This is a genomic window from Sphaerisporangium sp. NPDC049003, from assembly GCF_043197795.1.
GTDB lineage: Bacteria > Actinomycetota > Actinomycetes > Streptosporangiales > Streptosporangiaceae > Sphaerisporangium.
In genome coordinates this window covers 276,152-296,790 of the sequence record NZ_JBICTU010000006.1, presented here as the reverse complement: position 1 = coordinate 296,790, position 20,639 = coordinate 276,152, and the positions used below count along the sequence as shown (strand labels likewise).

20 protein-coding genes are annotated in these 20,639 nt (G+C 71.9%); 6 read left to right on the top strand and 14 right to left on the bottom strand.

Going from position 1 to position 20,639, the window contains the following annotated elements; translation table 11 throughout:
- Nucleotides 1-382 precede the first annotated feature (382 nt).
- A complete protein-coding gene (locus ACGFIV_RS09375) occupies nucleotides 383-1,546 on the bottom strand; it encodes a lactate 2-monooxygenase (protein ID WP_392833491.1) in 1,164 nt (387 codons plus the stop codon).
- Between the two features lie 239 nt (nucleotides 1,547-1,785).
- Between ACGFIV_RS09375 and ACGFIV_RS09370 the strand changes: the two genes are divergently transcribed.
- From ACGFIV_RS09370 to ACGFIV_RS09360, 3 genes are read left to right on the top strand one after another with little or no spacing between them, the layout of a single operon-like run.
- The gene (locus ACGFIV_RS09370) at nucleotides 1,786-2,805 is read left to right on the top strand and encodes a carotenoid biosynthesis protein (protein ID WP_392833488.1); all 1,020 of its coding nucleotides are present in this window, start codon (nucleotides 1,786-1,788) and stop codon (nucleotides 2,803-2,805) included.
- On the top strand, nucleotides 2,793-4,379 hold the full coding sequence (locus ACGFIV_RS09365) for an FAD-dependent oxidoreductase (RefSeq protein WP_392833485.1): 1,587 nt from the start codon (nucleotides 2,793-2,795) through the stop codon (nucleotides 4,377-4,379). The genes ACGFIV_RS09370 and ACGFIV_RS09365 overlap by 13 nt, the downstream gene beginning before the upstream one ends.
- A 30-nt stretch (nucleotides 4,380-4,409) precedes the next feature.
- Entirely contained in the window at nucleotides 4,410-5,705 is a 1,296-nt protein-coding gene (locus tag ACGFIV_RS09360) for a glycosyltransferase (RefSeq protein WP_392833482.1), read from the top strand.
- Here the strand turns inward: ACGFIV_RS09360 and ACGFIV_RS09355 are convergent.
- Nucleotides 5,656-6,366 carry a glycerol-3-phosphate acyltransferase gene (locus tag ACGFIV_RS09355; RefSeq protein ID WP_392833479.1) on the bottom strand — a complete coding sequence of 237 codons (711 nt, stop codon included), beginning with the start codon at nucleotides 6,364-6,366 and terminating at the stop codon, nucleotides 5,656-5,658. The genes ACGFIV_RS09360 and ACGFIV_RS09355 overlap by 50 nt on opposite strands.
- A 40-nt stretch (nucleotides 6,367-6,406) precedes the next feature.
- Here ACGFIV_RS09355 and ACGFIV_RS09350 point away from each other — a divergent pair, with 40 nt between their 5' ends.
- Nucleotides 6,407-7,156 carry a spheroidene monooxygenase gene (locus ACGFIV_RS09350; RefSeq protein WP_392833476.1) on the top strand — a complete coding sequence of 250 codons (750 nt, stop codon included), beginning with the start codon at nucleotides 6,407-6,409 and terminating at the stop codon, nucleotides 7,154-7,156.
- Nucleotides 7,157-7,293: 137 nt separating this feature from the next.
- Here ACGFIV_RS09350 and plsX read toward each other — a convergent pair whose 3' ends face one another.
- From plsX to ACGFIV_RS09335, 3 genes are read right to left on the bottom strand one after another with little or no spacing between them, the layout of a single operon-like run.
- Nucleotides 7,294-8,301, bottom strand: a complete 1,008-nt coding sequence (gene plsX, locus ACGFIV_RS09345; protein ID WP_392833473.1) for a phosphate acyltransferase PlsX — start codon at nucleotides 8,299-8,301, stop codon at nucleotides 7,294-7,296.
- On the bottom strand, nucleotides 8,298-9,197 hold the full coding sequence (locus ACGFIV_RS09340; RefSeq protein WP_358547858.1) for a phytoene/squalene synthase family protein: 900 nt from the start codon (nucleotides 9,195-9,197) through the stop codon (nucleotides 8,298-8,300). The genes plsX and ACGFIV_RS09340 overlap by 4 nt, the downstream gene beginning before the upstream one ends.
- Complete coding sequence (locus ACGFIV_RS09335; RefSeq protein WP_358547855.1) at nucleotides 9,194-10,663, bottom strand: phytoene desaturase family protein; 1,470 nt, start codon at nucleotides 10,661-10,663, stop codon at nucleotides 9,194-9,196. Before ACGFIV_RS09335 ends, ACGFIV_RS09340 begins: the two co-directional genes overlap by 4 nt.
- Before the next feature lie 411 nt (nucleotides 10,664-11,074).
- On the opposite strand from ACGFIV_RS09335, the gene ACGFIV_RS09330 reads away from it, so the two are divergent.
- On the top strand, nucleotides 11,075-11,599 hold the full coding sequence (locus ACGFIV_RS09330; RefSeq protein ID WP_358547853.1) for a sigma-70 family RNA polymerase sigma factor: 525 nt from the start codon (nucleotides 11,075-11,077) through the stop codon (nucleotides 11,597-11,599).
- Nucleotides 11,596-12,552, top strand: a complete 957-nt coding sequence (locus ACGFIV_RS09325; RefSeq protein WP_392833468.1) for a YbgA family protein — start codon at nucleotides 11,596-11,598, stop codon at nucleotides 12,550-12,552. The genes ACGFIV_RS09330 and ACGFIV_RS09325 overlap by 4 nt, the downstream gene beginning before the upstream one ends.
- A 54-nt stretch (nucleotides 12,553-12,606) precedes the next feature.
- Here ACGFIV_RS09325 and ACGFIV_RS09320 read toward each other — a convergent pair whose 3' ends face one another.
- From ACGFIV_RS09320 to ACGFIV_RS09280, 9 genes are all read right to left on the bottom strand, one after another.
- On the bottom strand, nucleotides 12,607-13,176 hold the full coding sequence (locus tag ACGFIV_RS09320; protein WP_358547847.1) for a hemerythrin domain-containing protein: 570 nt from the start codon (nucleotides 13,174-13,176) through the stop codon (nucleotides 12,607-12,609).
- A gap of 292 nt (nucleotides 13,177-13,468) precedes the next feature.
- Nucleotides 13,469-14,023 (bottom strand): carboxymuconolactone decarboxylase family protein, encoded by a 555-nt coding sequence (locus ACGFIV_RS09315; RefSeq protein ID WP_392833465.1) that lies wholly within the window; start codon nucleotides 14,021-14,023, stop codon nucleotides 13,469-13,471.
- Between the two features lie 121 nt (nucleotides 14,024-14,144).
- Entirely contained in the window at nucleotides 14,145-14,522 is a 378-nt protein-coding gene (locus tag ACGFIV_RS09310) for a hypothetical protein (protein ID WP_392833462.1), read from the bottom strand.
- 174 nt (nucleotides 14,523-14,696) lie between these two features.
- A complete protein-coding gene (locus tag ACGFIV_RS09305) occupies nucleotides 14,697-15,650 on the bottom strand; it encodes an SGNH/GDSL hydrolase family protein (protein ID WP_392833459.1) in 954 nt (317 codons plus the stop codon).
- Nucleotides 15,651-15,886: 236 nt separating this feature from the next.
- Entirely contained in the window at nucleotides 15,887-16,249 is a 363-nt protein-coding gene (locus tag ACGFIV_RS09300; RefSeq protein ID WP_358547839.1) for a DUF488 family protein, read from the bottom strand.
- An 81-nt stretch (nucleotides 16,250-16,330) separates the two neighbouring features.
- Nucleotides 16,331-17,236, bottom strand: coding sequence for an N-acetylmuramic acid 6-phosphate etherase (murQ, locus tag ACGFIV_RS09295; protein WP_358547837.1), 906 nt, complete (start codon nucleotides 17,234-17,236; stop codon nucleotides 16,331-16,333).
- Between the two features lie 175 nt (nucleotides 17,237-17,411).
- Entirely contained in the window at nucleotides 17,412-18,581 is a 1,170-nt protein-coding gene (locus tag ACGFIV_RS09290) for a GNAT family N-acetyltransferase (protein WP_392833454.1), read from the bottom strand.
- Nucleotides 18,578-19,585 (bottom strand): ABC transporter ATP-binding protein, encoded by a 1,008-nt coding sequence (locus ACGFIV_RS09285; protein ID WP_358547832.1) that lies wholly within the window; start codon nucleotides 19,583-19,585, stop codon nucleotides 18,578-18,580. Before ACGFIV_RS09285 ends, ACGFIV_RS09290 begins: the two co-directional genes overlap by 4 nt.
- Nucleotides 19,582-20,637, bottom strand: coding sequence for an ABC transporter ATP-binding protein (locus tag ACGFIV_RS09280; protein ID WP_392833451.1), 1,056 nt, complete (start codon nucleotides 20,635-20,637; stop codon nucleotides 19,582-19,584). The genes ACGFIV_RS09285 and ACGFIV_RS09280 overlap by 4 nt, the downstream gene beginning before the upstream one ends.
- Between the last annotated feature and the right edge of the window lie 2 nt (nucleotides 20,638-20,639).

Below are 20,639 nucleotides of genomic sequence, written 5' to 3'. Positions count from 1 at the left end.
ACCGTTCAGGCTTGGTCAATCGCCGGGCTGTATGCGCCACTCGTCATCGCCGCGACCGTCTACGTCGACATCAGCACGCGCCAACCAGGGAGCCAAGGTCTGGAGGCGATGGTGCTGTTCGCGGTCACCGCTCCGATCTCGCTGGTCTTGCTCCAGCTGCCTCGTCGGTCTACTCAGTCCAGAGCTCGTGCTTGCGGTGCTCACCGCCGGTGGACTCATCCAGGCGTGGATCCTGTGGATGATCGTGCGCGGGCACCCCGAGGACACACCTCTCGCGAGATGATCACCGTAACTGGGCTACAGCATCACATCCGCCTACCCGGCCGGCCGGGCGTCACGTGGCACACCCGTCACGTGGCGCACGGGTGGGACGGTGCGAGAACTAGCCGGATGCCAGTAGGTCGGGGATCAGGTCTGTGGGGCGGGTGGTGCCGGTTAGGGCCATGGCTATTTCCAGTTCGGCCAGGAGGCAGCGGATGACGTGGCGTACGCCGACTTCTCCGGCGAGGGCGAGGCCGTAGGCGTACGGACGGGCGAGCAGGACGGCCTGGGCGCCCAGGGCCAGGGCCTTGATGACGTCGGGGCCCGTGCGGATGCCGCTGTCGAACAGCACCGTGGTCCGGTCTCCGACGGCTTCGACCACGCCGGGCAGCGCGTCCAGGGAGCCGATCGCGCCGTCGACCTGCCGGCCGCCGTGGTTGGAGACGACGACGCCGTCCATGCCCGCGTCCACGGCCCGTAACGCGTCGTCGGGGTGCTGGATGCCCTTGAGCACGATCGGGCCGTCCCAGTGGTCCCTCAGGAATGCCAGGTCGTCCCAGCTGAGTGAGGGGTCTCCGAAGGTGGTCGCCCAGCGCAGGATCGCGGCGTCCCGGTTGGAGTCGTCGATCGCGCCGCCGACCGCCTTCTGGAACGCGGGATCGGTGAAGTAGTTGGCGACGCCGATGCCGCGCAGGAACGGCAGGTACGCCTTGTCGAGGTCGCGCGGACGCCAGCCGAGGGTGTGCGTGTCCAGCGTGACGACCAGGGCCGTGTAGCCGGAGGCCTTCGCGCGCGCGAGGAAGCTCGCCACGACGTCGCGGTCCTTGGACCAGTAGAGCTGGAACCACCGGGGCCCGTCGCCGTTCGCCTCGGCGACCTCCTCCATGGAGTACGAGGCCGCGGTGCTCAGCACCATCGGAACCCCCTGCGCCGCCGCGGCCCGTGCGACGGCCAGCTCGCCGTCGGGGTGCACGATCGTCAGGACGCCGATCGGGCCCAGCAGCACCGGGGAGGGCAGCGTCTGCCCGAACAGCTCGACCGACAGGTCCCGTACGGCCACGTCACGCAGCATGCGGGGCACGATGCGCCTGCGTTCGAATGCCTCACGGTTGGCCCGCGCCGTCGACTCGGTCCCGGCGGAACCGGTGACGTAGCCGTAAGCCTCGGGGGCGATCCGCTGTTGCGCGACGCGTTCGAGCGCGGTGAGGTCGGTGGGCAGTTCCGGCAGTACGTCACCGAGCCCGTTCAGGTAGATCTCGTTCTGGAAGTCGGCGAGCGAACCCATGACCACCCCTATGCCTGACCGCACCCGTTGCTAGACGATCATTCTAGCAAGCCGGGCCGGCTGACCGGGCTGCCGCGATCTTGACTCCATCGGTCCGCACACCGCTCCCGGTTCGCGGCTCGGCCGAACCGGTGCCGAAACCGGGCCGGAGTACGAGCGGCCGGGGGCGGGGCTCGTGGGCGACCCGGCTGGGGGCGGGCGGATGCATCTGATGCCGGATGGTCTTCGAATGAGTGGGTGTGGAAGAGGCCATAGGCGACCGGCGTGAGACCGGTGAGGTGAGAGGGGTTCCGACCGCTCGGGTGCGATCCAACGGGTTCACCGTGGCCGGGGCGGTGTTCCTGGTCGCGATGGTGGCCGCCCAGGTGGCATCGGGTCTTCAGCCGCGTCCGGTCCAGCTCACCAGCGTCGTCGTCCTGCTGCTGGCGGTCAGTGCCGTGGCGTTCGCGGCGGCTGCCCATGGCCTTCCGCGGGCCGTCACGGCGTTCTCGCTGGTGGTGGCCGTCGGGTACGCGGCAGAGTGGATCGGCATCAGGGCCGGGATCCCGTTCGGCCCCTACCGGTACACCGACGTGTTGTGGCCCCAGTTCGGCGGCGTACCCGTGATCGTGGCGCTGGCCTGGGGCGGCATGGGACTCGCGGCCTACGCGGTGGCCAAAATGGTCGTAACCGGCGACGCCCGGACTTCAGGCACTTCACAGGTTCACGCAAGTCCCACGATCCCCCTGGCCACGCCGACCTGGACCAGGCGCGGAACGCCGGCTCGGATCGTGGTGGGAGCGCTGGCCCTGACCTCCTGGGACCTGTTCCTCGATCCGCAGATGCTCCGGCTGGGACTGTGGGCATGGGATGACCCCGGCCCCTACCGTGGGGTACCGGTCAGCAATTTCGTGGGCTGGGTGATCGTCTCGCTGGTGGTCATGACCCTGCTCGACATGGTGCTGCGCGAAGCCGCCCCGAAGCCGGAGACCACTCCGGCCAGATCGGCTGCACGACGAGGACCAGAGGAATCCCGGGGGTCACAGGAACGGGGACCGACCGGATCATCTGAAGCACCGCAGCCGGCAGGACCGAACGGATCGTCCGATGCGTCGGTCACGACTACCGGGCTCGTCGCCGTCTACACGGTGATGGCCGTTATGGAGACGGCCGGGTTCGCGGTCGTGTTCGAGCCGCCCGATCTGCTCGTCGCCTCCGCCGGGGGGGCGTGCATGGGACTGTTCGCATTGCTCGCGTGGAGGCGTCGATGGTTGAGGTGATCGTGGTCGGCGGGGGTGTGGGTGGGATGGTCTCCGCCCTGCTGCTCGCGCGGGACGGCCACCGGGTGCGGCTGTACGAGCGGCTCCCCAGGCTGGGCGGGAAGCTCGCCGAGCACCACCGGGACGGCTTCACCTTCTCCCTCGGCCCCTCGCTGCTCACCCTGCCTGACGTTTTCGCGGATCTCGGTCTGCGGCTCGACACCGTCGAGCTGGACGAGCTGTGCCGGTACCGCTTCTCCGACGGCTCCGAACTGCGGGCGTACCGCGACCCCGAGCGGATGACCGCCGAGGTGGAGCGGCTCGCGCCCGGAGAGGGCGCCAACTGGCGGGCCTTCCACCGCTGGGCTCAGGGCTGCTGGGATGCCTCGCAGCGCGCCTTCTTCACCGGCCCGCTCCTGCGACGGCCCACCGCCGCCCGGCCGCCCGGCGATCCCGCCCACAAAGCCCGGCCATCCCACCCTCCAGGCCACAAAGCCTGGCCGGCCCACCCGCCAATCCACAAGGCCTGGCCTGCCCACGCCCCTACAGCCCGATCGTCTGGCGCCGCCGGTGCCCCCCGGCTGTCCGACCTGCTGGCCGTCGCCCCGGGGCGTACGCTCGACGGCCTGGCACGCCGTTGCTTCCAGGACCCCCGGCTGCGCCAGTACGTCGGCCGTTACGCCACCTATGCCGGATCCAGCCCGTACGAGGCGCCCGCCGCGCTGGGGTGCATACCAGCGATCGAGCACGGCCACGGCGGCTGGTACGTACCCGGTGGTATGCCGCGCATCGCCGACGCCCTGGCCGCGCTGCTGGAGAAGGCCGGCGTGGAGGTCCACCTGGACGCCGAGGTGGACGGGGTACTCGCCGATGGAGCGCGGGTTCACGGGGTGCGACTGGCGTCCGGCGGTGAGAGGGTACGGGCCGACGTGGTGATCGCCAACACCGACGCGGCGGCGCTGTACGGGCGGCTGCTGCCCGACCGGCCCCGCCTGCGCCGCATCGCCGGCCTGGGCCTGTCGTCCTCGGCGTTCCTGCTGCTGGCAGGGGTGGACGGGAGAACCGAGGGACTCCCCCACCACTCCGTCGTCTTCTCGGCCGACTACGAGCGGGAGTTCGCCGACATCTTCGACCGCCGCAGGCCCCCGGAGGATCCGACCGTGTACATCGGCTGCTCGGCGGTGGACGATCCGTCGCAGGCCCCGGCGGGCGCGGAGAACTGGGTGATGCTGGTCAACGTCCCCGCCCGGGACCCCGGCCGGTGGCCGATGTCCCCGGAGGCATACCGCGATCTCGTGCTCGAGCGCCTGGCGAGCCGTGGCCATGACCTGTCGGGGCGGCTGCGGTTCGTCGACCTGTTCACCCCCGCCGACCTGCGCGACCGCTACGGCGCGTGGGGAGGGGCGATCTACGGCACGCCCTACCGCGGCATGCTGGCCCCGTTCCGCAGGCCGGGCAATCGCGGCCCCCGGCGCGGCCTGTACCTGGTGGGCGGTTCGGCGCATCCCGGCGGCGGCCTGCCGCTGGTGGCCATAGGCGGCCGCATCGTCGCCTCCCTCGTCAACGAGGACTTCGCAGGGAAACCACCTCCCTGAACTCGCTGGAGAAGCTGGAGAAGATGCCCGATGAGAGTGCTCAGCATCGCGCAGGGTGTGGCCGCGCTTGTGGCGGGGGTACGGCTGGCGCGGGGTCGTGACCGGCTGCCTCCGCTCGGCCGCACGACCGCACCGTCCCCGGCCGCACAGGCCGCACAGGCCGCACAGGCCGCACAGGCCGCACAGGCCGCACAGGCCGCACCAGTCGGGAGGTCGATCTCCGTCGTCATTCCCGCGCGGAACGAGGAGGGCCGCATCGCCCCCTGCGTGACCGCCGCGCTCGCCGACCCGTCCGTGGCCGAGGTGATCGTCGTGGACGACGAGTCCACCGATGGTACGGCCCGCCTGGCCGCCGGGCTCGGTGCGCGGGTCCTCGCGGGCGAGCCGCTGCCGGACGGCTGGATCGGCAAGCAGTGGGCCCTCCACCAGGGGCTCGACGCGGCGGCCTGCGAGATCGTGGTCACCCTCGACGCGGACACGCGTCCGCGACCAGGCCTGTTCAGCGCACTGGCCTCGGCGCTGGACGGCTGCGATCTGCTGAGCCTCGGTCCCCGTTTCGTCTGCGACGGCCCCGCCGAGCAGGCCCTGCACGCGTCCTTCCTCGCGACACTGGTCTACCGGTTCGGGCCGATAGGCTCCCGTGTGCTCCCGGCCCCGCACCGGGTGGTGGCCAACGGGCAGTGCATGGCCTTCCGCCGGGAGGCGATGCTGGCGGCCGACGGCTTCGCGCGGGTCCGCGGGCACATGACGGACGACGTGGCGCTGGCCCGGGCCCTGGCGGGCGACGGCTGGGCCGTGCGTTTCCTGGACGCCGGCGACCTGCTGGCGGTCGACATGCACGAGTCCACGGCCGACGTGTGGCGCGAGTGGGGACGAACGCTGGCAATGCGGGATGTCACCGATCCCGTATGGCTGGCGGGCGACCTCGCCGTGGTGTGGCTCACCACCGCCCTTCCCGTGCTGCGGCTGGCCGTGGGGCGGCCGACCCGGCTCGACCTCGGGTTGCTCGCCACGAGGCTTCTGCTGACCGGGGCGCTGCGCGGCAGCTACACCCGGCCGGGGCTCGGCGTGCTCCTGTCCCCGCTGCTGGACCCGGTCACGGCCGTACGGCTGACGCAGGCGAGCCTGCGGCCGGTGCGCACCTGGCGGGGGCGCACGTACCCGAAGCGCGCGAAGACCGGGACGTACTCGAAGCGCACGAAGGCCGGGACGTACCCTGAGCGGGCGAAGGCCGGGACGTACCCGGAGCGCACGAGCACCGGGACGGGTCCGAACGTCAGGAGTGGCGGCCCGCCAGAGCCGCCTGCCCGAAACGCAGACCGATGAGGCACATCAGCGCGCCGGTCGCGGCCACGTACGCCACGGGCGTGAAGAACAACTGCAGGATCGGGACGCTGAACACCCCGGCCCGCGCGCCGATCGCGAACGACCGTGTGAGCAGGGCCGTCACGATCAGGAGGGCCACGGCGAGCAGGAACGCCGGCGGGCAGATGACGGCGACGCCCCCGGCGAACGCCAGGATCGAGCGCCCGCCCCGGAACCCCGCGAACACCGGCCAGGCGTGGCCGATCATCGCGGCGGCCACCGCCGCGTACACGGGTACGACACTCGCCCCCGCCACCGCCGCGTACACGGGCGTGACGCTCGCTCCCGTCACAGCCGCGAACCCGGTGGTGTGGGCGCCTCCGCCGAGCAGTCCCGCGAACCCGGTGGTGTGGGCGCCTCCGCCGAGCAGTCCCGCGAACCCGGTGGTGTGGGCGCCGCTGGCGAGTAGGGCGAGCAGACCCGCGAACGTCCCCTTGAGGGTGTCGCCCGCGAAGACGGGCACGGCGGCCCGTGAGCCGAGCCGCTCCTTCATGTTCCAGAAGCCGGGGTTGCGGTCGCCCACGTCACGGGGGTCGAACCCGTGGGCACGGGCGACCAGTACCGCGACCGGCACCGAGCCGAGCAGGTAGCCGCCGATGACCGCGACGAGCACGGGAACCATCGCTTCGTTTCACCTCATCAGATACGTCGATATGGGAGGCATGCGGTATATGGCCTTCGACCGGCCGGTGTTGCGCCATACCGAGGGGCTGCTGTTCTGGCGGCTGCTGGGCACCGGCCGGGGTACGTCCATGAGCCTCGGGGCCGACCTACGCCGCTGGGCGATGCTGGCGGTTTGGCGCGACGAGCCGTCGCTGGAGGAGTTCATGGACCGCTCGCCGATCGCGGCCCGCTGGCGCGGCGAGTCCCTGGAGGCATGGCACGTACGGCTGAGACCGCTGACGTCCCGCGGAAGCTGGGGCGGCACAGAGCCATTCGGTCCCATCGACCAGACACAAAGCCGCGGGCCGGTCGCGGTCCCGCTCAGCGGATCGGACAGCCACGAGCCGATGACAGCTCCACCCAGCAGAGCCGACACCCACGAGCCGATGACGACTCCACCCAGCAGAGCCGACAGCCGTGGGCCGGTAGCGGTGGTGACCAGGGCTTCGATCCGGGTGGGGCGGCTGGCCGCGTTCTACCGCTCGGTTGCGGCGGTGGATCGTGACCTGCGGGAGCAGGACGGCTGCCTGGCCTCGGTCGGTGTCGGAGAGTGGCCGCTGGCCCGGCAGGCCACGTTCTCCCTGTGGCGCGACGCCGCCGCCGTACGGTCCTTCGCCTACCGGGGTGCCGCCCACCGCCAGGTGATCGGTCGCGTGCGGGACGAAGGCTGGTACTCCGAGGAGCTGTTCGCCCGGTTCGCCCCCTATGGCAGCGAGGGCACGTGGGACGGGGCCGACCCTCTCGGCTGAGGCGCGGCGCCACGGGTACGGTCGAAGCCGCAGGCCCGCACCTCGGGAACCCGTGCCATCCCCCTCGGGTGAGGGGAGCCACGGGTCCAGGCGCGCGGTTCGGGAACCCGTGCCATCGTGGCCGGGGTGGTCGGGGCTCATGTGGCGGGGCCTGCGGTGAGGTGGGAGGGGAGGCGAGTGACGATCTTTCCCTCGGCCAGTTCGCGGGCCACCACGCAGGCCCGCGCGATCGTCGCGGCTCGCGAGGATCCGTGCGCCACGACGACGGTGCCGTTCAGCCCGAGCAGGGCCGCGCCGCCGTGCGTGCGGGGGTCGTAGCGTCCGGCGACCTCGCGCAACCGGTCCGGAGTCGCGATGCCCTCCTGCGCGACCATGGTCAGTGCCGCCCTGACGGACCCCTCGACGTTCTTGAGCACCACGTTCCCGGTGAAGCCGTCGGTGGCGATCACGTCGACGGTGCCCGCCAGCACGTCATGGCCTTCGACGTTGCCGTGGAACCGCAGTGGCAGCCCACGCAGGAGTTCCTCCGCCCTGCGGGTGAGCCGGTTGCCCTTGCCGGGCTCGGAGCCGATGGACAGCAACCCCACCGACGGGTCGGCCACCCCGAGCACCAACTCGGCGTACGACGCGCCGAGGAGGGCGAACTGCGCGATCATCTCCGGGGTGGGGTCGGAGGTCGCGCCCGCGTCGATCAGGACCGTGGAGCCGCCCGCGACGTTGGGCAGGGCCACCGCCAGCGCGGGCCGTAGCACGCCCTCGGCCTTGCCGAGTCCCCGGATCGCGCAGGTCACGACCGCGCCCGTGGAGCCGGACGACACGAAGGCCACTCCGGCACCCCGCCGGACCAGCCCGCAGCCGACCACCAGGCTGGACGCGGCCCGCCCGCCCGCGCCCGCGCCGCGCTCGGTCATGGGAACGACGTCCTCGGCGTCCACCACGTCGATCTCTCCGGCGGCGCCGTGCCGGGCGAGCTCCCGGCGTATCTCGCCCGCCCTGCCGACGAGCGTGACGCGCACGCCGTGGTCCCGTACCGCCAAGACCGCTCCCCTCACCGTCTCGGCCGGTCCGTGGTCGCCGCCCATCGCGTCGACGACGACCGGCCCCGGCGTCGCGCGCTTCCGGCGGCCGTGGCCGACGGCTCTCACGGCGTCTCGACGGTCACGCGCCGTTCGGCCCTGTCCGCCGAGGACGCCGCCAGCAGGTGCCGTACGAAGATCGAGATTCGGCGGCGCCGGGGCACGCGTGCCCTGGCCACCAGGACGTCGTGCCCGGCGGCCTCGATCTCGTCGAGGATTCCCCCGTACAGCTCATACGCGGCGCGGATGCACGGCCGTGAGGAGGGGACCAGCAGCTCGATGCCCGCGAGCGCCTGACGGTAGTGGTCCTTGGCCCGTTGCGCCTCGTACGCGAGCAGTTCGCGTACGGCCGGGACGGCTCGCGGGCGCCCGAGGTCCGAAACCTCCACGCCGAACTTGCCGAGGTCCTCCAGTGGGAGGTAGACCCGGCCGCGTTCCAGGTCCTCGGCGACGTCGCGCAGGAAGTTGGTCAGCTGGAAGGCGAGCCCGAGCTGGCGCGCGGGCTCGCGGGCGCGTTCCCCGGCCCCGGGAAGGGGTTCGAGCACCGGCAGCATCATCGTGCCGATGACGGCGGCCGAGCCCTCCATGTAGCCGAGCAGGTCGTCGTAGGTCGCGTAGCGGTTCACCGTCAGGTCGGCCCGCATCGACCGCAGGAAGGCCTCGATGTCGGCGTGGTCGATGCCGAACGACCGCACGGTGTGCGCGAACGCGGGCAGCACCGGGTCGTGCACCGGCTCGCCCGCGAGGGCCGGGACCAGCCGGGCGGTGAGGCCGTCCAGCGCCGTCTCGCGGTCTTCGGTCATGCCGAAGGAGTCCACGATCTCGTCCGCGTAGCGCGCGAAGCCGTACAGGGCATGCACGTGCGGGCGTTTCCAGGCGGGCAGCAGCAGGGTGGCGAGGTAGTACGAGCGGCCGTGGGCGGCGTTGAGCCTCCGGCACCGCTCGTAGCTGGCGGTCAGCGTCATGGTGAGGCCTCCAGGATGCGCTCGGCGGCCAGCCGGCCGGAGATCAGCACCGGTGGCACCCCCACCCCGGGAGCGGTGTGCATGCCCGCGAAGTGCAGCCCGGGGACCTGTCTGGCCCTTCCCGACGGCCGGAACCACGCCGTCTGGGTGAAGCGGTGGTCCAGGGCGAACGGGGTGCCCGCCGTGTGGCCGCGCCGCTCCCACTCGGGCGGGTCAAGGGTGAGCCGGGGCGCGGCCCGCAGGTCGCCGTACCCGAGGTCGGCGAGCCGGTGGAGCAGGCGGTTCTCCAGCCGGGGCGTCAGCCGGTCCCAGTCGCCGCCGCCCAGCATGTTGGCGGTGGGCTCCAGCACCGACAGCGTGGCGTGCCCGGCCGGTGCCGCGCCCGCGTCGGACTCCGGGTAGGTGACCAGCAGGTTCGGGTCGGGCTGTGGCCGGCCCGCGGACAAGGCGGTGAAGGTGGAGTCCCACTCCTTGCCGAAGTGCAGGGTGTGGTGCGCCTGGCCCGGGAGCCGCCGGTCGAGGCCGAAGTGCAGCACCAGGCAGGAGGGTGAGAACTTCGGGCGGCACAGCCGCCAGTCCCCCGCGCCGTCCGGCAGCAGGCCCGCGTGGGCGCGGGGCAGGTCGCAGGCGACCACGACGCTGCCCGCTATCAGGCGCAGGCCGTTCTCCAGCCGGACGGCGGCGACGCCGAACGCGTCCGTCTCGATCTTCGTCGCGCGCACGCCGTACAGGAAGGTGGCCCCGGCCTTCTCCGCGACGGCGGCCATGGCCCTCGGGATGGCGTGCATGCCTCCCTCCTCGGGAAAGTAGACGCCGCCGACGGTGTCCATGTGCGCCACCACGGCGTAGATGCCGAGGGCCCGCCGTGGCGACAGGCCCACGTAGAGCGCCTGGAACGTGTGGGCCCTGATCAGCCTGTCGTCGGTGAGGTGCCGCCTGACGAGCCGGTCGAGCCTGCGGAACCCGCCGAGCGCGGCGAGCCGCGACAGCGCGTACGGCTGGGCCAGGCTCCTGAGCCGGGTCATGTCGCGGTCGATGAACGAGGGCCACTCGGCCTCGAACATCTCGCCGAGGAGCCGCCGGAAGCCCTGGTACCGCGTCGCCTCGGCCGGTCCGCACAGGGCGCGCACCTGCTCGGTCATCGCCTCCTCCCCCGCCACGATGTCCAGGTGGGAGCCGTCGTGGTACTTGAGCCGGTAGTAGGGGTCGAGCCTGCGCAGCCGCAGCCAGTGATCCAGGTCCTCGCCCGCCGCCGCGAACGTGTCGGCCAGCACGCCGGGCATCGTCAGTACGGACGGCCCGGTGTCGAAGCGGTAGCCTCCAAGGCTCGCCGTGCCGCAACAGCCTCCCGGCACGTCCCGGGCCTCGACCACCATCACTTCCCGCCCCGCCGCGGCGAGCCGGATCGCGGCGGAGAGACCGCCCAGACCCGCTCCGATGACCACGGCCGGGCCTCGCCTCGCCATCACCATAGGGGCAGCTCCTTTGATCGCTGCTAACCCTTTCGGCCGTGGCGGGCGTTCCGGATGCACATACGCTGCGCTGATCGCTTGGCGGGCGTTCCGGATCGACACACACGCTGCGCAGATCGTGAGGCGGGCGTTCCGGGGGCAGCGCGCGGGGGCGCCGATCGCATCGGGGCGGGATGCGTCCGTACGGGGCCAGGACCCGAAGGAACAAGGGGTAGGCCGGAAGGAGGAGCGATGGGCGTAAGACCGGCGGTGCGGGCTCCCGCTCGGCATGCCCTGGATGACCTCCTTGCGGGCAAGAGGGCCCCAGGTCAGGGCCGTACCGAATTGACCGTTTCTTGGGTGGCTCGCCATGGAATGATCTTGAACTGCCCGATCCCGGTGACCTTGAATGGGTCGCGGGGGCTCATGGACGACACGATTGGGGCCCGCCTCGCCATGGGCGAGGTGGAATCGCTCCGCGACTGCTACCGCGCGTACGCCCCGCTGGTCAGGTGCTACCTGCGGCGGCTCGTCCCCGCGCAGGACGTGGAGGACGTGCTGCAGATCGTGTTCACCGAGGTGTGGCGCTGCCGGCACCGGTTCGACCCGGCGAGGAGCATCGAGGCCTGGTTGCTCGGCATCGCCCGCAAGCGTGCCGTGGACCACCTGCGGGCGCGCGCGCCGTACACCGTGCCCCTGGACGCCGTCGGCGACCCCCCGGGCCAGGACGGCCGCGCCGCCGGAGACGACCTCGCCGACCGCGACCAGCTCAGCAGGGCCCTGGCCAAGCTGCCCGCTCCCCAGCGGCAGGCCATCGAGCTGGCCTACTACGGCGACCTGACCCAGCGGGAGATCGCGGAGCGCCTCCAGGTCCCCCTCGGCACGATCAAGGCCCGTACGACGCGCGGACTCCACCGCCTGTCCTCGCTGCTGGACGTGGCGGCGGGATGAGCGGCGAGCGCGTCCGGCCGCGCGTGGGGGTGTCGAGCTGCCTGCTCGGCGCGGCGGTGCGCTTCAACGGCGGTCACAGCCGTGACCGGTTCCTCTCCGACGCGCTGGCGGACCACGTGGACTGGGTGCCGATGTGCCCGGAGATGGACATCGGCCTCGGCGCCCCGCGCGAGACGCTCCGCCTCGAACACGCCCCGGAGGGTCCGCGCCTGCTGACCCACAAGACCCGCAGGGACCTCACCGGGCCGATGACGGCCCTCGCGGCGGAGCGCGCGGCGGCCCTGCGCGCGGACGGCTACGTCTTCAAGTCCAAGAGCCCGAGCTGCGGCATCCACGGCGTCCCCGTCCACAACGGGGAGGCGGTCGCCGACCGGCGCAACCGGGGCCTGTTCGCGGACGGGATCATGAACGCCCACCCGCTGCTGCCGGTGGAGGACGAGGGACGGCTGCACGACGACGTGCTGCGCGAGGCGTTCGTCGAGCGGATCTTCGCGCACGCCCGGCTGAGGGAGCTGTTCGAGGGCGACTGGCGGCCCCGCGACCTGGTGGCCTTCCACTCCCGCCACAAGATGCAGCTCCTGGCCCACGACCCCTACGCCTACCGGGCGATCGGACGGCTGGTCGCCGAGGCCGGCACGTGCCCGAGGGACCGGCTCGCCGCCTCGTACCGCCACGCCTTCTGTACGGCTCTCGCCGTCAGGGCGACGACCGGCCGCAACGTCAACGTCCTCCAGCACTGCCTCGGTATGGTGAGCGGCCATCTGGACCCGGCGCGGCGCGCCGACCTCGTCGAGGTGATCGACTCGTACCAGGCCCGCCACGTGCCCCTCAGCGTGCCGCTGGCCCTGCTCCGCCACCACATCAGGGGCGCGGAGGCGACGTACCTGCGGGACCAGACGTACTTCTTCCCCTACCCGGACGAGCTGCGCCTGCGCAACCACGTCCCCTCCTGAGCCCCGTTCCGGTGGCGGATCTCGGTACGGCCGCCACCGGAACCGCTCTCGCCCTCAGTCCTTTCCCCGCCCGCTGGCGAGGTCGCGGATCCGGTCGACCAGGCCCGTGCCGGGGGCGAGGAGCTTGCCCACCAGAGGGTTGCCGGGCGCGGCGGGGTGCGGCCGGGTCGGAGCGATCTTCTTGATGGCCGTGATCTTCTTGCCGATGCCGTGCAGCTCTTCCGCGTCGGCGTACTTGACCAGCTCGGGGAACAGCCGGCTCTCCTCTTCCCGCATGTGCTCGCGCACGGCGGCCATGAGCTTGTCCAGCAGGTGACCGAAGGCGGGGTCGCCGGTGTCGGTGCGCTCCAGGTCCTTCATCAGGCGTTCGGCCTCCGCGTGCTCGCCGATCTCACGGTCGGCCAGGTCGTCGCCTCCGGGGATGAGCCTGCGCACCGCCGGATAGAGGTAGGCCTCTTCGGCGACAAAGTGCCTGACCAGCTCGATGATCACCTTCTCCGTCACGTGCCTGCGGCGTTCCTCGTCACCGCTGCCGCGCGACGCCTCCAGCTCGGCGAACATCTGCTCCACCTCGCGGTGATCGGTGGTCAGCACGGTGATGACGTCGCCGTCGTGCTCCATCATGGAACTGTCTCCTCCTCGGCATGAGCGACCCAAGCCCGGGTCGGCGTTACCCGGTGAGATCGCCGGGAAACACCATGACCTGCGGCTTACGCCCGCTCTGGCCCGCCGGAGGAAAGGCGCGAGAGGAACAAAGCCCGCGTTTCCAGGGGTTCCGCGCCTTTCCCCGACCGGCCGTCAGGCGGCTCCGCATATTCCATGCATTCCGTATATGAGGGACGGATCGCGCCCTGCCCGCCGCCCAGGACAGGGTGAAGGCGGCCGGGGAGCCAGGGTCCTGGCCGTGGGTCTCCGGTCAGCCGCCGAACGCCTGCATCACACCGGCGTACCCCTCGGCGACGATCTGCTTGGCCATGGGCTGGTAGGCGTCCTGGCTCGGCGGCGTGACGGTCTCCAGGCCGTCGACGTAGCGGTTGAACATGCAGAACGCGGCGGCGATCAGCACGGTGTCGTGGATCTCGCGATCGGTGGCGCCCGCCTCGCGCGCCGCGTCGACGGCCTCGGCGGTGACGGACCGGCCGCTCTCCCGCACCAGCCCCGCGATGGCGAGCAGCTCGCGCATCTTCGGCGAAACGTCGGCGGTGCCGGGATCGGCGTAGGCCGCCGTCACCTGGGCCATCCCTCCGGGGAGCTGCTCGGCCGCGACCGCCCCGTGGATCGAGCCGCAGAAGTCGCAGTCGTTGAGCCGGGAGACGTATGAGGCGATCAGCTCGCGCTCACCCCGGGAGAGTGTGCTGGGGCCGCGCAGGAGCACATCGGCCAGGTCGTTGAGGGGGCGGGCCGTCTCTGGGCGGTAGAGCATCGGACCGACGATGCCGGGAGCGTCATTATTGAGCGCGATATGGGGCATGATCCCGATTTTGGCGGACGAAATGACCATGTCAACAGGTTCGTCGCGATCACCGGCTGCCGCGCCGGGAATTAGGCGCTTATGACAGCCCTTCGGCGATATATCCGCTATATCCGCCTTTCTAGGCGAACGCGTAGCACTCCACCTCGGCACGCCGGCGCGACAGGCCCTCGTCCCTCACCGAGCGGACGACGCAGCGGCGCTCCCTCCTGCTCAGCTTCAGCTTGCCGCACACGGTGATGCCGGAATAGGTGCGGCAGTCGAGATCTGGGTTCCACCTGCCGATGCGGTAGTTCCTTCTCACGTCCGCCCGGCACTGCCTGCGGAGCCTCTTGGTGTTCGCGTACCGGCACTGGTGGTACAGGATCTTGTACTGCGCCTTGCTCACCGTCGTCCTCGCCGCCGCCTGAGCCGTGCTCCCCCAGGCGGACGCGGTGACGACCAGGCCCGCCGCCATCACCATGAGCAGCAAGGTCACGGCGAATGTTCGCTTCATCATGCTCTCCCCCTGGGCTCAACGATAACTCGGGATATCTCACGAATCCGCCGCCGGGGGACATTTGTTCAATCACGACCGCATGCTCCTTGTCGACGGCAAGGAGATGAAGGCATTTAAACCGCCATCAAGTCATTTCTGATGAAAGGCATTTTGAACCCGGCCGGGGTTTCTGTGTCAGACGTCGTAGAGGGCGGAGAGGACCGAGCCGGCGATGAGCCGGTGCCCGGTGGCGTCGGGGTGGTCGCCGTCGTCGGCCAGCAGCTCCGTGTCGTCCCGCGTCCCGTCGGCGCCCTTGAAGGGCACGTAGAGGTCGACGTACCGCGCGCCAGCGGCGGCGGCCGCCGCGGCGAGGGTCTCGTTCACGGCCAGCGTGAGCCTGTCGCTGGTCGTCACGTACGCCTGGCCCTGGGCGCGGCCGACGGCGCCGTCCATGAAGACGTTCCAGTAGCCGGTCACGATGATCCGGCTCCCGTCGCGCTTCTCCAGCGCGCGGACCCTCCGCAGGATGGCGTCCATGTTGGCCCGCAGTTGTGCCAGGTCGTCCTTGAAGCAGGCCAGATCCGCGTCCGGACCGCAGGCGTCGTCCTCGATGGAGGCGCTGTCGAAGTCGTTCGCGCCGATCGTGATGATCGTGACGTCGGCCTCCACCACGGACTCCTCGGCCGCGTCGTCCGCGAGCTGGTCGAGCAGGCCCTTGGTCGTGAGCCCGGCGGCGGCGAGGTTCCTGCTGACGACCTCGGTTCCCTGCCGGGTCGCCAGGCCCTGGCCTACCAGCGAGACGTAGGTGGCGCAGTCGCACGCCGAGCCCGCCGGCACCGAGTCCCCCAGCCCCACGACCATGCCGACCGTACCGACCGACCCCGATGAAACCGACGAAGCCGCTGAAACCGACGGCCCCTGCCTCCCGGAGCCCGGCGACCCGGCCGGGCCCGCGGGCGGGGTGGCGATCGACACGCCCTGACGGCCCGGCGCGTCCGAGGCCGAGACGGCGTCGAGCGTGACGCCGAGGGAGGCGACCATGGACAGCAGCGTCACGCCCACCCTGAACCGCGCCCGGCGTACGGCCCCGAGGGCTCGCCTGGAATGCCGGTTATGAGCATTTATGTCGCTCATGGGTGGATAGGGCATGATTCTATGGTGCCCTACGCCACTGGGTGCCTGGTGAGTACGCCCTGAGGACACGCTGAGAGAAGGTACTCCTCTGGACGCCCTCCGCTCAGGCTTTGCCGGTGATTCCGGCCCCGCTTTCACGAGCGGACCCCGGCGAATCCGGACTCACCCGGACGACCCGGCGGTCGGCTGGACCGGCGCGGGAGCGGTAGCTGAACCGGCCCAGGACGGTCAGACGGACTGGCGCAGGGCGGTCAGATGGGCCGGCGCAGGAGGTCGGCCAGGATGGCGGCGTGGCTGTGCTCCACGTCCCTGGTGGCGGTGAGCAGGATCACCGGCCCGTCCCTGAGCAGCCCGCGCAGCTCGTCCAGCGCGGCCCGGCGGGTGGGGCCGTCGAGCTCGGCGAGGTACCGGCCCCGGAAGTCCTCGAACCTCGCGGGGTCGTGGCCGTACCAGGTGCGCAGTTCGTTGGAGGGCGCGACGTCCTTGAGCCATTCGTCCACGTGCGCGTCCTCCTTGGCGAGGCCGCGCGGCCACAGGCGGTCGACCAGCACGCGTTTCCCGTCGCCCTGAGAGGGATCGTCGTAGACGCGGCACACCCGTACAGGCGGTGGCATCGCTCCCCCGTCCGTCGTGCGGCACCAGCTGTTCACCGAGAGTATGCCCAGATCAACGGCCCTCACCCTGCGTACCCGGTCCTAGCGGCCGGCTTCGAGCGCGCTGTCGAGCCGGTCACCGTAGGCCGCGAGCAGCAGGCGCGCCTCGTGCGCGTCGAGCCGGCGCTCGATCATCACGACGGCGGTCTTGACCTGGTGTCCCGCGGCCTCCAGGGCGAGGCGGGCGGCGGGGAGGTCGGCGCCGGTGATGTCGCCCACGATGCGGGCGGCCCGGTCGACGAGCTTGGCGTTGCTCGCCGACACCTCGACCATGTAGTTCCCGAAGGTACGGCCGCACTTGACCATCGAGATCGTCGAGATCATGTTGAGGACCAGCTTCTGCGCCGTGCCGGCCTTCAGCCGCGTCGAACCGGTCACCACCTCGGGCCCGACGACGACCTCGATGGCGTGGTGGGCGGCCCGCGAGAGCGGCACCCCAGGATTGCAGGAGAGCCCCACCGTGACCGCGCCCAGGCGGCGGGCCTCCGTCACGGCGGCCACCACGAACGGCGCCCGGCCGCTGGCGGAGATCCCCACCACCGAGTCCAGCGGTCCCGCGCCCTGCTCGCGGATGGCCGCGGCGCCGGCCTCGGCGTCGTCCTCCGCGCCCTCGACCGACCGGGTCAACGCCGGCACGCCGCCCGCGATGATGCCGCGCACCACCTCGGGGTCGGTGCCGAAGGTCGGCGGGCACTCCGAGGCGTCGAGCACCGCCAGCCGACCGGAGGTGCCCGCGCCGACGTAGAGCAGCCGCCCGCCCTCCTGCATGCGGGCGGCGATGTCGTCGATCGCGGCGGAGATCCGCGGGATCGCCCTGGCCACCGCGGCGGGGACGGTGGAGTCCGCCGCGTTCATGAGGCGGGCGATCTCGTCCGTCGGCAGCCTGTCGATCTGGCGGTAGCGGGGGTCGCTCTGTTCCGTCGTGGACAGCGCAAGTGGTCGGGCCATGACTCCTCATCTTCCAGGGTGTCGATAGTGGTTCACCGGGTCGCGCGTCGCCTCGGCCGGGGGGACGGCGGCGCGTCAGGCCAGGGGCGGCGCGTCAGGCCAGGGGCGGCGCGTCAGGCCAGGGGCGGCGCGTCAGGCCAGGGGCCGGGCGCGTCAGCCGGGGGGCGGGGGCGCGTCAGGCGAGGGGGCGGCGGTAGAGCCAGAAGACCCGCTCGACGTGGGCGCCCACGGCCTTGGCGTAGAAGCGCACCGGCCCCACCCAGCCGATCTGCGTGCTGCTGTACCCCGCCACCGCCTGCTCTTCGAGGCACCGCCGCAGAAGCACCCCGCCGACCCCGAGCCCCCGGGCGGCCTCGGCCGTGCCCATCGGGCCGAACCACCCCGGCCTGGCCCCCCAGGCGGCGAAGCCGAGGATCTCGCCCTGACGGGTGGCGTAGTGGCATCCGGTGGCCTGGGCGACCTCCCAGGCCCACGCGTCGTTCCAGTGCTCTCGGACGAACGCGATCACCTCCGAGCGCTCCCCGGCGGGCGCCGCGTGGACGGCTACCCCGGCCGAGGCGAGCCGGGCCATCTCCTCGTCCGCCGACGCGCCCGTACGGCCGCCGGGCGGCCGGCCGGTGAGTTCGCCGGGCTGGTGACCCGTGAGGTCGGCGGGCAGGTGTCCCGTACGGTCGGCGGGCAGGTGTCCCGTACGGTCGGCGGGCAGGTGTCCCGTACGGTCGGCGGGCAGGTGTCCCGTACGTCCGGCGGGAAGGTGTCCCGTACGGTCGGCGGGCAGGTAGCGGATGAGGTCGGCGGTCATGTTCCAGGCGGTGCGGTACCTCTCGTAGCCGAGGCTCTCGGCCAGGCAGACCGCAGGGGTGTAGCGGACGTCGATGCCCGGCCAGGCGTAGCAGGGCGGGTTTCCCGCCAGGCGCACCTCGCGCGCTCCGCGTTCCCGCAGCCATCCCTCGGCCGCCGCCACCAGCGCCCGTCCCGTCCCGTGGCCCTGGGCGGACGGGCGCACGGCCAGCAGGTCCACGTGGCCCACGCCCTCGGTGGCGGAGGCGGAGACGAACACGACGCCGTCGAGGCCGGGCGTCACCAGGGCGGCCCGGTCGCGTCCCTCGGGCGGATCCGCGAGCCGTGCCACGAGCTGCGGCGCGTCGGTGGCGTCCAGCGTGAGCGACGCCTGGGCGAGCTCGCCGATGGCGGGCAGCTCGGCCGGGACCGCCGGGCGGATGCCGCTGCCCGTACTCCCCGAACGTCCGCCGCCCGAAGGCGCGCCCACGCGGTCGTCGCGGGGAGGGCCCGCGCGGTCGTCGCGGGGGGCACCTGCGTGGTCGTCGCGGGCGGCGTCGCTCACGCGACCGCCTCGACCGGGATGACGTTCCGGCGCTGCGGGTGGAAGCACGCGTGCTCGTGGGTCGACTCCGCGCCCCGCTCCAGCGTGGGGAGCTCGATCTCGCAGCGCTCGGTACGGAACGGGCACCTCCGGGCGAACAGGCATCCGCCGTCCGCGAGACGCTCGTCGAGCGCCTCGGTCGGCACGACCCGCTCCGGGCCGGGCTGCTCCAGCCCGTGCAGGACGGGGATCGCCGACAGCAGCGACTGGGTGTACGGATGCGTCGGGCCGGAGATGACGGTCTCGGTGAGCCCGCGCTCGACGACCTGCCCCCGGTAGAGGACGTAAAGCTCGCCCTCGTCGCCGATGTACCTGGCGGTGGCGATGTCGTGGGTGATGAACAGCACGCTGACCCCGAGCCGCTCGCGCAGGTCCTTGAGCAGGGCGAGGATGCTCAGCCGCATGGACACGTCGATCATCGAGACCGACTCGTCGGCGACGAGCATCTCGGGGTCGACGGTGAGCGCGCGGGCGATGACAACGCGCTGGCGCATGCCGCCCGAGAGCTGGTGGGGGTAGCGGCCGAGCACGTAGCCGGGGTCGATGCCCACCAGGGAGAGCAGCTCCTCGGCGCGATCGTCCACCCAGTCCTTCGAGCGGCCCGTCTGACGCGCGCGCAGGGTCAGCGGCGCCTGCAGGGTCTGGTGGATCGTGCGCGTGGGGTTGAGCGCCGAGTACGGGTCCTGGTGGATCAGCTGGATCTTGCGGAAGTACGGCTGCCGGCGCCGCTGCCGGAGGGAGGACATCGGGGTGCCGTCGATGACGATCTCGCCGGAGTCGTAGGTCTCCAGCCCGGCGATGATCCGCCCGAGCGTGGTCTTGCCGCATCCGGACTCGCCGATGAACGAGACCGCTCCGCCCTTTTCGATGGCGAAGTCGACGCCGCGCAGCGCCCGCACGTCACGGGCGCCGAGGACGTTGCCGCGCTGCTTGTAGGTCTTGGTGATGCCGGTGCCTGTGATCACGCGTGCTCCTCGTGTTCCGCCGGGGAGTTCGACCGCTCGACCGCGTGGCACGCGACGATCCGCTCGTCGTACCGCGTCGGGAGCGGGTCCACCGTCTCGCAGATGTTCATGCGGAGCGGGCAGCGCTCCCGGAAGACGCATCCCCGCGTGGGCAGGGTGCCAAGCGTGGGGGGCCGTCCGGGCAGCGCCTGGGCCTCGTCGGTGTCGCCGGAAAGGCGCGGGATCGCCCGGATCAGGCCCTTGGTGTAGGGGTGGCTGGGCGCGCCCAGCACCTGCATGGTAGGGCCGTGCTCGACCACGCGCCCGCCGTACATCACGGCGAGGTGGTCGGTGACCTCGGCCGCCACGCCGATGTCGTGGGTCACCAGCAGGGTCGTGAGGCCGCGCTCCTTGTGGACCTCGCGGACGATGCGCAGGATGGTGGCCTGCGTGATCATGTCGAGCGCCGTGGTCGGCTCGTCCAGGATGACGAGCTGCGCGTTGAGCACCAGGGCGAGCATAATGCCGACGCGCTGGCGCATCCCTCCCGACAGCTCGTGCTGGTGGGAGTCGAGCACGCGCGCGCCGTCCAGGCCCATGCGCTCCAGCAGTTCCTTGGCGTCCCGTACGAGCGCGCGCTGGTCCTCGACGCCGTGGGAACGGCCGAGGTCGAGCAGTTGCTTGCCGACCGTCTTGAGCGGGTTGAGGGAGTTCTGGGCGGCCTGGAAGACGTACCCGAGGTGACGGCCGCGCGCCTCGCGCAGGTCGTTCCCCGCCAGTTCGAGGACGTCTCCGAGACCGTCGATCTCGACGCTGCCGCTCCTGACGCGGCCGGGCGACTGCACGGCGTTCAGCAGCGAGAGCGCCAGCGTGGACTTGCCGGAGCCGGACTCCCCCACGATGCCGGTGATGGTCCCCGGCTCGATCGTGAGGCTGACTCCCCCGAGCGCGGGCAGTTCGCCGAGCGGGGTCTTGTAGACGACCGTGAGATCGCGGACGCGAACGCCGGGGGCGGTGCTCGCGCCGGGCCCGGCGACCAGGTCGCCGGAGCCGGGAGGTGCGGTGGTGGTCACCT

Excerpts from the sequence above, each read along its gene's own strand:
- ACGFIV_RS09305 (WP_392833459.1), bottom strand. The coding sequence starts at position 15,650 with ATGCCCTATCCACCCATGAGCGACATAAATGCTCATAACCGGCATTCC.
- ACGFIV_RS09365 (WP_392833485.1), top strand. The coding sequence starts at position 2,793 with ATGGTTGAGGTGATCGTGGTCGGCGGGGGTGTGGGTGGGATGGTCTCC.
- ACGFIV_RS09330 (WP_358547853.1), top strand. The coding sequence starts at position 11,075 with ATGGACGACACGATTGGGGCCCGCCTCGCCATGGGCGAGGTGGAATCG.
- ACGFIV_RS09300 (WP_358547839.1), bottom strand. The coding sequence starts at position 16,249 with ATGCCACCGCCTGTACGGGTGTGCCGCGTCTACGACGATCCCTCTCAG.
- ACGFIV_RS09355 (WP_392833479.1), bottom strand. The coding sequence starts at position 6,366 with ATGGTTCCCGTGCTCGTCGCGGTCATCGGCGGCTACCTGCTCGGCTCG.
- murQ (WP_358547837.1), bottom strand. The coding sequence starts at position 17,236 with ATGGCCCGACCACTTGCGCTGTCCACGACGGAACAGAGCGACCCCCGC.
- ACGFIV_RS09340 (WP_358547858.1), bottom strand. The coding sequence starts at position 9,197 with ATGACGCTGACCGCCAGCTACGAGCGGTGCCGGAGGCTCAACGCCGCC.
- ACGFIV_RS09360 (WP_392833482.1), top strand. The coding sequence starts at position 4,410 with ATGAGAGTGCTCAGCATCGCGCAGGGTGTGGCCGCGCTTGTGGCGGGG.
- ACGFIV_RS09325 (WP_392833468.1), top strand. The coding sequence starts at position 11,596 with ATGAGCGGCGAGCGCGTCCGGCCGCGCGTGGGGGTGTCGAGCTGCCTG.
- ACGFIV_RS09320 (WP_358547847.1), bottom strand. The coding sequence starts at position 13,176 with ATGATGGAGCACGACGGCGACGTCATCACCGTGCTGACCACCGATCAC.
- ACGFIV_RS09375 (WP_392833491.1), bottom strand. The coding sequence starts at position 1,546 with ATGGGTTCGCTCGCCGACTTCCAGAACGAGATCTACCTGAACGGGCTC.
- ACGFIV_RS09310 (WP_392833462.1), bottom strand. The coding sequence starts at position 14,522 with ATGATGAAGCGAACATTCGCCGTGACCTTGCTGCTCATGGTGATGGCG.
- ACGFIV_RS09350 (WP_392833476.1), top strand. The coding sequence starts at position 6,407 with ATGCGGTATATGGCCTTCGACCGGCCGGTGTTGCGCCATACCGAGGGG.
- ACGFIV_RS09335 (WP_358547855.1), bottom strand. The coding sequence starts at position 10,663 with ATGGCGAGGCGAGGCCCGGCCGTGGTCATCGGAGCGGGTCTGGGCGGT.
- ACGFIV_RS09315 (WP_392833465.1), bottom strand. The coding sequence starts at position 14,023 with ATGCCCCATATCGCGCTCAATAATGACGCTCCCGGCATCGTCGGTCCG.